Genomic DNA, 12171 nt, shown 5'->3' with positions numbered 1-12171 from the left:
GGGGGTTGGGCTGTTGGGTGGTGGGGGGGTTATGGGTTTTGTTTGGGACACTTATGTCACCAAGCCCGGTCGGCTGGATTGTACACGTCTGTTAACATCCCTGGACCGGATCCTCACTCCCAAATCGCTCGCAATTGCTTTCCGTCCACTTCGCCCTCGACCAACGTCCCGGATGTTTCCACCGGGCCAAGCTCGGTCAGCGTTGTCAGGTCGACCACCTTCCCGCCCGAGAGCGGCTCCGCCGGTGCGTAGCGCATCCCGCGATGGTGAATGAGATTGATCGAGACCGTCACCGACCCGACGGCCGCGAGCCGATCGCCGACGAGCAGCAGCACCGGGTCGGCGGGGGTGAGGTCGAGCGTGTCGACGGCCGCCGGGCCGTGGCGGAGTCGGTTGCCGTTGACGAGTTGGACGATTTCAGCATCGCCGTCGGCTGCGCGGGCGGTCCACCAGCCGTCGGCGACTTCGCTCGTTCGCATCGACGCCGCTTGCCGAACGACATTGGCGTCGGCTTGCACCATCGACGCGTTGGCTTCGGGATTGACGGGCATGTCACCGAGTCCGATCGCGAGGCACGGGATCGAACCGACCAACATCGCGACCGCCACCGGATGAACCGGCCGCCGTTTGCACAGCCGCAACAACACCACATCCGTGAGCCCCGCCAACAGCAGGCCCAGTCCGATGACCAAGCCGAGTCGCGACTTCGCGGAGGGCGGAGCAACGGCTTCGACGTCCGCGTTCGGCCATGTCGCGATCAGCGTCGGCCAATCGGTCCGTCCGACATTCACGTTGCCCAACCCGTACCGCCCCGGCTCGCGGAGCATCGCGTCGAGCCGGTCGTCGCCGAGGCGGGGGGTGGTGGCGAGGGTGACGGCCAAACGACCGCCGCTTTGGACCCAGTCGGCGATGGCGTTCTTGGTTGCGATCGGCAGGTCGGCCGGGTCGATCTCGGCCAGCACCAGCAGGTCCAGCCCGTCGTAGCCGATGGCCTCGCGGGGCAGTTGGATCATCCGCACGGCCCCAACGGCGGTGACGCCGAACGGTTCGTCGAGCGCGGCCAGGTCATTCGGGACGATGCCGCCGACGCCGATGAGCCGGGCGGGGGCGACGATCTCGCGTGTGACCTCCGGCTGGGCCCAGGCGATGGTGCGGCCGTCGGTACCGAAGAGCCGTACCGACACGTCCGTCACCGGCCCGTCGATCCGGGCGAACATCGGGAAGGTCTGTTGTTCCGGCGTGAGCACCACCGACCGCCTAATCCGCTGCCCCCAAGGCCCGTCCCCCGGCACGTAAAGCTCCACCGTCGCTGGTCCCTCGCCGACCGCCGTCACGTACACCGGCGCCCACGCCCCGCTCTTGACCGCCCCCGACCACCCGACCTCCACCTCGACAGCGGCGACCAACGGAAGCAGGAGCAGAACGAGCCAGCGCATACGACCATCTTACGCCCTCGGCATGATCACTTAAGTGACCATGCCCGCCCGGTTTCGTTTGATCCGACGCAAAAGCGCTCAAATACTCTCATCTTCGTGCGCCAGTCCCGCGCCATGTTCATGCTCGTGCTCATCGCCTCGACAGTGATGTGTGCCGACGCGCAAGCGCTGGCCCAGGAGCACATACGGACGACGCCCCACAGCTCGGCCGAGCCGATGCGGATCGTCCGCAAGCTCGCCGGCGAGCGCCAACAGACCACCACGACGGTGCTAACGCCAAGGCTCGTCAAGGTGCTCCGCGTCACGAACGACGTTGCCGTTCCCGCCGATGCGACCGTCCCGCATCGCCCGGTCCAGCCGTTCCGCTTCCGATTGCCGCCACCGGTTGGTGTTTAGTGCGCTGTGTTTCGTGTTTTCACGCGGAGCGCAGTCACGCGCCCGTCTGACCAAACACACAACCCGAAACACCAAACACACCCCACCCATGTTCAATCCCGGCAAGGCGCTGACGCGCATCTTCGGTTCCCGTAACGACCGTTTGCTCAAGAAATACTGGAAGGACGTCGCGACGATCAACTCGATCGAGCCGTTGGTCCGCGCGATGAACGACACGCAGATGCGTGAGCGGACCCAGCAGATTCGTAAGACCTTCCACGACGACGCTAACACCAAGCTCGAGGACAAGGCCGGAGATATCGACGGCAAGCCCTACACCTACCTCCACCTCGGCTTCGCGCTCATCCGCGAATCCATGGACCGCCACATCGGCATCCGTCAGATCTTCAATCCCGAGACCAACTTCGACCCCAACAAGCTCGATGACGCGATGCTGCAGGTGTACGACACCGTGCAGCAGGTGATGATCCAGACCGGCCAGTCGTGGGAGAACGTCGCGATCCCGACCGAGTTGTACGACGCCGTCCGCGCGCTCTACCCCGAGTCGCGTCCGCCGTTCCGCGCACGCTGCTTCGACGTTCAACTCATCGGCGGGCTCGTGCTCTTCGAGGGACGCATCGCGGAGATGAAAACCGGTGAGGGTAAGACGTTCGTCGCGCCGCTCTCGTGCTTTGTCAAGGCGCTGCAGAACCTGCACAGCCACGTCGTCACGGTCAACGACTACCTCGTCCGCCGCGACTCTCTGTGGGTCAAGCCGGCCTTCGACAACCTCGGCGTCACCGTCGGCTTCATCCAGCAGGGCATGGACCCCGGCGGTCAGGGACGCAAGCGCCAGTACCTGTGCGACATCACCTACGGCACCTCCAGCGAGTTCGGCTTCGACTACCTGCGCGACAACATGAAGCAGCGCGTCCAGGACCAGGTCCAGGGCAAGCTCGACTTCGCCATCGTCGACGAGATCGACTCAATCCTCATCGACGAAGCCCGCACCCCGCTGATCATTTCCGGCCCGGCCAACGCGGTCGATCCCGACTTCAAGAAGGCCGACGAAGTCGCCCGCAAAGTGATGGAGATGAACAAGTCGTGGGACAAGGCCCAGGACAAGATCGACGGCATCAACCGCCGCATCAAAGCCGCCGAGGGCGACTTCGAGAAGGTCAAAGGCAAGGCCGAGAAGCAGAAGATCCAGCAGCAGGTGACCGAACTCGAAAAGGAGCTCGAAGCCGCCGAGGCCGAGCAGAGCAAGTTCACCCAGTACTACGAACGTGAGCTCGACAAGAAGAGTGTCCACCTGTCCCACGAGGGCATCGCCGCCGCCCAGGAATTCGCCGGCGTCGGCAGCTTCTACGTTGGCGACAACCTCGAATGGCCGCACCTCATGGAACAAGCCATGCGCGCCCACGTCTGCTACGAGCGTGACAAGGATTACGTCGTCGACGTCTCCCCGCGCTCCGGCGAGATGGAGGTCATTATCGTCGACGAGTTCACCGGCCGAAAAATGGTCGGCCGCCAGTGGTCCGACGGCCTGCACCAGGCGGTCGAAGCCAAGGAGGGCGTGCCGATCAAGCGGCAGACGCAGACCCTCGCGACGATCACGCTGCAGAACTTCTTCAAGCTCTACAAGGGTCTTTCCGGCATGACCGGCACCGCCCAGACCGAGGCCGAGGAGTTCTCCAAAATCTACAGCTTGGAAGTCGTGAGCATCCCGACCAACCGACCGGTGGTCCGCGACGATGCACCGGACCTGGTCTTCCGCACCGAGGCCGAGAAGTGGGAAGCGATCGCCGACGAGGCCAAGGAAATCAGCGAGCAGGGTCGACCCGTGCTCGTGGGCACCACGTCCGTCGAGAAGTCCGAGTACGTCTCGCGCCTGCTGACCAAGAAGTACAAGCTCAAGCACGACGTGCTCAACGCCAAGCAGCACGAGCGCGAAGCCCACATCGTCGAGAACGCCGGCAAGCAGCACGACGAGAACGGCAAGATGTTCGGCAACGTGACGATCGCGACCAACATGGCCGGCCGCGGCACCGACATCAAACCCTCCCCCGAAGCCCGCGAGGCCGGCGGCCTTCACGTCCTCGGCACCGAACGCCACACCGCCCGCCGCATCGACGACCAGCTTCGCGGTCGATCCGGCCGCCAGGGCGACCCCGGCTCGTCACGCTTCTACGTCTCGCTCCAGGACGAGCTGATGAAGATGTTCGCCGGCGAGTGGACCGTGAACATCCTCAAACGCCTGGGCCTTGGCGACGGCGAAGCCATCGAGTCGCCCATGGTCACCAAGGGCATCCAACGCGCTCAGAAGAAGGTCGAAGAACGCAACTTCCTCTCGCGCAAGAACCTGCTCGAATACGACGAGGTCAACGACATCCAGCGCACCTACTTCTACGGTGAACGCCAGAAAGTCCTCGAAGGCCGCGACATCGAGGGCGTCATCTGGGACATGATCGGCGAGGCCGTCGACGACGCGGTCGACCGCTACGTCGTGACCGACTACGCCGCCGCGACGATCGCCGAGTGGGCCCGCAACGAACTCGACATCAACGTCGAGCCCGAGGACTTCGGCGGCAAGCACAAGAAGTTCGAGGACATCGAGGACACCGTCCGTGCCAAGGCGAGCAACGACATCGAGACACTCGTCGGCTCCACCTTGGCTGAGTACATGGGCGAGGACCCCGACGACTCGAACAACTGGGACGTCAAGAGCATCGCCGAGTGGTCGGCCAAGAAGTTCGGCATCCAGCTCAACCAGTCCGACATCCGCCGCATGGACGACCAGGAACTCTCCAACCGCCTGATCTCCGCCGCCCACAAGCGCATCGACGACTACGACCTCACGCCCATCCAGCAGTTCCTCGATCCGAAGTTCCCCCTCGAACAGCTCAACGGCTGGATGGAGGACAAGTTCGGCTTCACCGTCCCGGTCGACGACATGCTCATTGACGCAGAGCGCGGCATCACCAAGCCGGCCGACGAGATCATCCAGGTCATCGAGGATCGCGCCCGCCAGGCCTACTCGCGCCGAGAGGCCGAGTACCCCGTCGATCACGTTCTGCAGATGGTCTTCGGCGATGCCGACAATCCTCAGCTCTCGCCCGAAGGTCTGAACTACCTGCGCAACTGGGGCAAGGCGAAGTATGACCTGGACCTCACCGAGGAGCAGGTGCAAACCACGCCCGTCCGCGACCTGCGCGACACGCTCATCGGCAAGCAGCAGGAGTTCATGCAGGACGGCGGCATTGAGAAGGCGGCCGACGAACTCCACGCCGCCACCGGCGACGACGCCGCGAAAATCTCCGAAGCGTTCAACCGGAAGTTCCTGCAACGCACCACGCCCGCCGATTTCGACCCTGCGGAAGTCAAGCTCGAGGAAGACGAGCAGTCGCCCACGCCCAAGGACCTGATCCTGCGCCGCCTGCGGCAACTGTTCCGCGCGGAGCTGACCAACCTCGAGCAGTACGTGCTCATCTCCATCTACGACCAGACGTGGAAGGACCACCTGCTCGCGATGGACATGCTCAAGGGCAGCATCGGCCTCCAAGCCTTCGCCGAGCGCGACCCGCGCGTCGCCTTCAAGCGCGAAGGCATGAAGTACTTCGAGGAGTTCCAGAAGAGCATCCGCGACAAGGTCACCGACCTGATCTTCCGCGTCCGTGTCGGCGGCGGTGTCGATAAACCCGAGCCGAAGCCCGAGCCCAAGACCGTCGCCACCCACGCCAGCGCCGACGAGTCCCAGGCTCACGCCACCACCGACCCGCCTGTCGGGTCCGACACCCCGACCGCAAACCCATCGGCCGCCGCGAGCAACGTCGCCAACGCCCCCAAGGGCCAAGGCAAACGCCAACCGCCCAAGCCCCGCAACAAGAAGGGCAAACGCAAGTAGCGCAAGCAAAAGCCCACGGCACCGAGCCGTGGGCTTTCGCTTTATCCGGGCAGTGCCCACTTCGACGCCGTGAGATTCGTCTTGGCCATCCACACCCGCAGGCGACGCACATCGGTCGCGTTGGGCATGCGGTTGGCACGCAGACGAGCCTCGACGATCTGACGTTCGGCGACGTTCACGCACACGGTCATCCGACGCTCGTCATCGACCGCGACTGAGAACACCGCATACCGGCTGTCCGCGCACCAGTGCGCGTACGAACCGACGCAATGGCTCATCGCCCGGCCCTCGGCGATCAGTTCGAGTGCGGTCGTGAGCTGCACGACCGTCACCGTGACCTTGTTCGCCTCGACGCCCTCGTCAAACTCGACGTCGTCGATCTTCGCCGGTTCCCAGCGCAGGTTCTGAGGCCGACGCGCTTCACGCAGCGCGTCGTGCCACGCCTGGGTTTGACGCAACACGCCTTCGAGCGTCCGCTTCTTCATCGACAGGCCCGGCTGCTCGGGTGCCGTCTCGCCGGTCCCGAACTTCTGGAACAGGAGGTAGTCGATGATCGGCCCGACCTGCTCGAGGTCGAAGAGCGCCATCTGCCCGTCACGCTCGGCAGTGACGAAGAAACGAATCAGCTCGTCGTAGAACGACTCGCGTGCCGCCTCTTCGAACCGACGTCCGATCACGCTTCCCATGAGCTCGGACCGCAGGCCCGCGCTCGCACCGGCGTAAGTGATCTGGCCGTAGCGGAAAACCTCCACGACCTCGTCGCCAGGCGCGTGCATGATCGCGTGGGCGAGCTTCCTGTTCACCGGGAAGGGCAGGCCCTGCGCGTGACGCAGGTTGCCGCCGCGTGCGATGAGCAGCCACCACTTGATGCGTACCTTGTCGCCGTCGAGCCACGCTTGGTCGAGCCACTTGGGCACCGGCCACTTCGCCAGCACGAACCGCAACAGGTCGGCGAACTGCCGCTCGGCGTTGTAGGTGCTCGGTTCCCAGCGCTCGGGCTTGCGAACCCACTTCTCGTGCATCCGGCCCAGCGCGATGATCGCCTTCGACCGCTGCTGCGCCTCGCGGTCGTTGCCCATCAGCTTCGATTTCTCCAGCGCGACAAGCAGTGCATCGCCGAACCGACGCGATGCCTTGGGCAACGACGCCAACAGCTTCTCGCCCCGCATCACCAGCGCACGCCGCTCGGCATACCGACGGTCCTTGAGCCGCAGGTCCGCCTTGCGTGCGCGCACGTCACGAAGCCGCTTCGCCTCCAACGAGGCATTCCGATAAATCTTCTTCGAGCCCATGGCTCCGTTCCGATCCTGAAAGTCCAAAGCTCCAAAACCGCTCTCGCAGAGAAGCGCGAGAGCACAACAACTCAGCCGGCTGGTCGCCTTGCTGAGCGTCGTGTGGTTTCGGATTGGACCTGGAGCAGGGCCATCGCGGCGGCAGCGTAGTCAGCGCTGACCGTGTCGGTCCAGTAAAATTTCACAAGCTGATTCGTCTCGGAGTGAACCTAAACCTGATCCCTTCGTCACCCGATCTCATCGAAAGCCGGCCGACCGATTTGGTCTTGACCCACACCGGTTTCAATGCGATGAGCGACGAACTGCAACTACCCGACGGACTGGCCGACGAGCTCGGCCTCAACGACACGGCCGAGACCTTCATCGCCGAACTCGATTCCCTGCGCGACGAGCTCGGCGAGACCGAGACCGACGATCTGCAGAACCTCGCCGACGTTCACACGCGGATGGAAAAGCTCTGCGAGCGGATCAAGGAGATCGACGGCGTCGAGGACGAGGCGCGCACCGCCGCTTCGATGCAGGCCGGCAAAGCCGCGACGCTTCTCGAAGCATTGATCCTCAACGACACCGACAACGCCCAGGCCTTGCTCGACGATGTCGCGGCCACGGCGCTGATCGTCCAGTGCGTGCTCGACGGCACCTGCCCGCCCGACGCGGCGATGGCTGACGCGGAGGTCGAGGGCGCGGACACGTCCGCGATTGCCGCGGACCCCGCCGGCGGCGACTTCTCCACCTTCCAGCAAGCGCTCGATGACGAAGACGTAGATGACGAGGACGACGACTACGTTCCGCCGACGTTCCCAACCGCGACACTCCCGGAGATTACCCTCGTCCCGCAAGCTACCGAGCCCGCACCGGCTCCCGCCGCACCTGCCGAGGACGACGCGATCGCCGACGATCTCACGCCTTTCTCGATTGATGCCGAGGATGCGCCGCTTTGTGCCGAGTTCGTGACCGAAGCCGTCGGCCACCTTGAACAAGCCGAACAGGACTTGCTCACGCTCGAAGACGATCCGGCCAACAAGGACGCGATCGACTCGGTCTTCCGCGCGTTCCACACGATCAAGGGCGTGGCCGGCTTCCTCAACCTCCAGCAGGTCCAGGAACTGGCCCACGCCACGGAGAACCTGCTCGACCGCGGCCGAGAGGGCAAGCTCCAGCTCACCGGCACGGCGGGCGACCTGACCCTCGCCTCGTTGGACCTCATGAAGCTGCTCGTGGCCGACATCGATAGCGGCTCCAGCGGCAGCCCGATCACGCCGCGGCAGGGCGTCGCGCAACAGGCCAAGTACTGCAACGACTTTGTCGACGCCGTCGAGCGTGGCGAGAATCCCACGATCGATGTCAAGCGTCCGGACGCCTCGGCCGAAACTTCCGAGCAACCCGAGGCCCCCAGCGAAGATCGTCGCCAGGGCGAAGACCGCCGCAAGGAAGATCGCCGAAGCTCCGGCGACGGCACCGTCAAGGTCAACACCGACCGACTCGACTCGCTCATCGACATGGTCGGCGAACTGGTCATCGCCCAGTCCATGGTCAGTCAGGACATCGTCGGTCTCGGCGAGACCGATCAACGCCTCGCCCGTAACTTGGGCCATCTCGGCAAGATCGTCCGCGAACTCCAGGACCTGTCCATGTCCCTCCGCATGGTCCAGGTCGGCAACGTCTTCCGTAAAATGCAGCGCGTCGTCCGCGACACCGCGCGCAAGATCGACAAGCAGGTCGAACTGGTCATCACCGGCGGCGACACCGAACTCGATCGCAACGTCGTCGACGCGCTGGCTGATCCGCTTGTTCACATGGTCCGCAACAGCGTCGACCACGGCATTGAGTCGCCCACCGACCGTGCCGACTTCGGCAAGAACCCTGTCGGCACCGTTGAACTCAAGGCCTACCACAAGGGCGGCAGCATTCACATCGAGATCCGCGACGACGGCAAGGGCCTCGATGTCGACAAGATCAAGGCCAAAGCCGTGAAGAACGGCGTGATGACGCAAGCCGAAGCCGATGCGATGCCGGATTCCGAGGCGTTCAAGCTGGTGTTCTCCGCCGGCCTCTCGACCGCCGCCGCCGTCACCGACATCTCCGGCCGCGGCGTCGGCATGGACGTCGTCAAACGCAACATCGAAAACCTACGTGGCCAGATCGACATTACCTCCGAACTCGGTGCCGGCAGCGTGTTCACGATCCGTCTGCCCCTGACACTCGCGGTCATCGACGGCCTGCTCGTCAAAGTCGGCGAGGAGAAATTCATCCTCCCGATCACCAGCATCGAACAGTCACTCCGTCCCAAGCCCGAGCAACTGAGCACGGTGCAAGGGCGTGACGAAATGATCAACTGCCGGGGCGATCTGTTGCCGCTCGTACGCCTGCATCGCACGTTCGGCATCGAGCCCAAGACCACCGAGCCGAGCGAGTCGTTGGTCGTGATCGTCACCGACAACGAGCGCCGCGTCTGCATCCTCGTCGACGAGTTGCTCGGCCAAGAGCAGGTCGTGATCAAGAACCTTGGTGCACTTGGCAGCCAGCCCGGCATCAGTGGCGGGGCGGTCCTCGGCGATGGCAATGTCTCGCTCATCCTCGACGTGCCTGGCCTGATCCAAACCGCCGGCGACCATTGCACCCCGTAAAGGTTTCGGCTCGAGACCTGAGCCAACGCTGTTCCGAAACAACAATTTCAAGGTTGGAGAGGCCATGACACTTAATCGAAAACTCACCTTCGCTTTCGGCGGACTCATCGCCATCACGCTCTGCCTCGGTGGCGTGCTCGGCTGGAAAATGCTCGACATCCGCCACAATGCCGAGATGGTCAGCCAGGAGTACCTCCCGGAGGTTCAACTCGCTGCTGACATTAAGCATGCGACCGATCAGCTAAACCTTGCCGGCCGAACGTTTGGCATGACCGGCGAAGAGTCGTTCTATCTCGAGGGCGTCAAACGCGAGAAGGAGCTCGAAGCGACCTTCGACGCCGCCGACGAGCTTGTCGAGCAGTTCCCTGACCTCACGCGCCTTGCCGCGGAGATCAAGGAAGCGCGGGACCATGAGCACGAGTACAAGCTGCTTCTCGAAGAGACTGCCGAAGCGGACCGCGAGCGTGACGAAGCGGTGGCTCGTCTCAAGCACGCCGATGAGGCGGTGATGGCGGCGCTGGAGACGATCATGGTGTCACAGCGGACCAAGCTCGACAACGAGATCGCCATCGGACAGAGCGCCGACAAGCTCACGACCCGCGCCGCCAAGTGCCGAGCTGGCGGTATCCTCCGAAACACCGTCAATCAGGCCCGTGTCGCCACCATCACCGCCCAGGCCACCCGCGACTCTGCGGTTATCGACGAAGGTCTCGCACATCTCGTTAGGGCCGACGAACTCATCGCCGAACTCGATGCCGCGTTCGTCGATTCCGCAGACATCGCCGCGCTCGCGACGGTCAAGGAAGCAGTCGATGAGTATCGCGACGGCATGCTCTACGTTCGCCACGCGATGGAAGTGTTCAACGACGTGGCTCCCCGGCGGGCCGCCGCGGGCGAGGCGTTGAGCGAAGACGCGCAGTCCATCATGGCCGCCGGAGTTTCGAGTGCCCTTAAGCTCTCGGACCAAACCACATCGTCCGCTTCGGCGGGCGTCACCGTCGTGGTTATCGGCAGTGGCGTCGCGCTCACGGTCGGTCTCGCGCTTGCTTTTCTGCTCACACGCAGCATTTCCCGCCAGATCAATCCGATCGTTGCCGGCCTCGCCTCAGGTGCCGAGCAGACCAACGCCGCCGCTAGCCAGGTCAGCAACTCCAGCCAGTCGCTCGCCCAAGGAGCTTCCGAGCAAGCGGCATCGTTGGAAGAGACCAGCAGCGCGCTCGAAGAGATGAGCAGCATGACCCGCCGCACCGCCGACAGCGCGGGCCAGGCCCGAGCATTGGCGAGCCAAGCCCAGTCGGCCGCAGCCGATGGTGCCGAGGCGGCCGTGCGCATGGAACAGAGCATGGGCCAGATCGCCACCAACGCGTCGGAGACGGCCAAGATCATCAAGACGATCGACGAGATCGCGTTTCAGACCAACCTCCTAGCCCTCAACGCCGCAGTGGAAGCAGCCCGGGCCGGCGAGGCGGGCAAGGGCTTCGCTGTCGTCGCCGAGGAGGTGCGCAGCCTCGCCCTCCGCAGTGCCGAAGCAGCCCGCGACACCAACATGCTCATCCAGCAGAGTGTCGAGGGTGCCCAAGGCGGCGTGAAGATCGGCAACGACGTCGCGCAGATCCTCGAAAACATCAAGGCTTCCAATGACAAGGTGAGCGGCCTGATCAACGAGATCGCCGCCGCCTCCAACGAGCAGGCCCAAGGTATCGAGCAGGTCAACAACTCAATGTCACAGATGGACAAAGTCACCCAGGCATCGGCGGCAAATGCCGAAGAATCGGCCGCTGCCGCGGAAGAGCTTGCCAGCCAATCCGAACAAGTCCGTTCGGTCGTGGACCAACTCCAGGAAATGGTCGGCCGCGGAGCTGCGACGTCTGCCGATGTCGCCGTGCCACGAGCCGCCGATAACCGTGACGACGATTTTGCGACCTTTCGCATGGCCGCATGAATGAACCTCCATCTCAAACCAGCCGACGAAAGAAAAAGCCATGTCCGAAGCCACACCCACTCATACATCCGAGTCGACGCAAGATCCTCGTGCCGGGAAGTACCTCACGTTCGCCCTGGCCGACGAGGGCTACGGGATCGAGATCATGAAGGTCCGCGAGATCATCGGCGTGATGGAAATCACCCGTGTCCCGCGCACGCCTCCGCACGTGGTCGGCGTGGTCAACCTGCGTGGGCAAGTCATCAGCGTTGTCGACTTGCGTAGCAAGTTCGACATGCCGACCGCCGAGCGGAGTGACGAGACCTGCATCATCGTCGCCGAGACGACGCGGGGTGGTCGCAAGATCAGCACCGGCCTGATCGTCGACCGCGTGAGCGAAGTTCTCGACATCGCCGAAGCTCAGATCGACGACGCGCCGCAGTTCGCCGGCGAGGTCGACACCGGCTTCATCCGCGGCATCGGCAAGGTCGGCGATGCCGAGGGGGCCAGCGGCCAGGAAGTGAAAATCCTGCTCGACATCGACGCGATCCTCGATGCCGACCACGAAACCGAAACAGACGCCGCGCCGGTCGCGGAAGCCGCCTGAAAATTTGCG

The 12171-nt window shown here is 64.0% G+C and carries 7 protein-coding genes; 5 read left to right on the top strand and 2 right to left on the bottom strand.

Annotation, left to right across the window (positions count from 1 at the left end):
* Nucleotides 1–113 precede the first annotated feature (113 nt).
* Nucleotides 114–1436, bottom strand: coding sequence for a hypothetical protein (locus tag AAGD32_02000; protein MEM8873007.1), 1323 nt, complete (start codon nucleotides 1434–1436; stop codon nucleotides 114–116).
* Between the two features lie 96 nt (nucleotides 1437–1532).
* On the opposite strand from AAGD32_02000, the gene AAGD32_01995 reads away from it, so the two are divergent.
* Both AAGD32_01995 and AAGD32_01990 read left to right on the top strand, forming a co-directional pair.
* Complete coding sequence (locus tag AAGD32_01995; GenBank protein MEM8873006.1) at nucleotides 1533–1832, top strand: hypothetical protein; 300 nt, start codon at nucleotides 1533–1535, stop codon at nucleotides 1830–1832.
* Nucleotides 1833–1920: 88 nt separating this feature from the next.
* Nucleotides 1921–5715, top strand: coding sequence for a hypothetical protein (locus tag AAGD32_01990; GenBank protein ID MEM8873005.1), 3795 nt, complete (start codon nucleotides 1921–1923; stop codon nucleotides 5713–5715).
* Between the two features lie 41 nt (nucleotides 5716–5756).
* Here AAGD32_01990 and AAGD32_01985 read toward each other — a convergent pair whose 3' ends face one another.
* Nucleotides 5757–6950, bottom strand: coding sequence for a PcfJ domain-containing protein (locus AAGD32_01985; GenBank protein ID MEM8873004.1), 1194 nt, complete (start codon nucleotides 6948–6950; stop codon nucleotides 5757–5759).
* 347 nt (nucleotides 6951–7297) lie between these two features.
* Between AAGD32_01985 and AAGD32_01980 the strand changes: the two genes are divergently transcribed.
* The 3 genes from AAGD32_01980 (at nucleotide 7298) to AAGD32_01970 (ending at nucleotide 12162) form a co-directional block, all read left to right on the top strand.
* On the top strand, nucleotides 7298–9634 hold the full coding sequence (locus AAGD32_01980) for a chemotaxis protein CheA (GenBank protein MEM8873003.1): 2337 nt from the start codon (nucleotides 7298–7300) through the stop codon (nucleotides 9632–9634).
* A gap of 64 nt (nucleotides 9635–9698) precedes the next feature.
* Entirely contained in the window at nucleotides 9699–11576 is a 1878-nt protein-coding gene (locus AAGD32_01975) for a methyl-accepting chemotaxis protein (GenBank protein MEM8873002.1), read from the top strand.
* Between the two features lie 40 nt (nucleotides 11577–11616).
* Nucleotides 11617–12162 carry a chemotaxis protein CheW gene (locus AAGD32_01970; protein ID MEM8873001.1) on the top strand — a complete coding sequence of 182 codons (546 nt, stop codon included), beginning with the start codon at nucleotides 11617–11619 and terminating at the stop codon, nucleotides 12160–12162.
* Nucleotides 12163–12171: the final 9 nt, after the last annotated feature.

Source organism: Planctomycetota bacterium (genome assembly GCA_039182125.1).
Taxonomy (GTDB): Bacteria; Planctomycetota; Phycisphaerae; order Tepidisphaerales; family Tepidisphaeraceae; genus JBCDCH01.
This window is presented reverse-complemented; position numbering and strand designations above follow the sequence as displayed.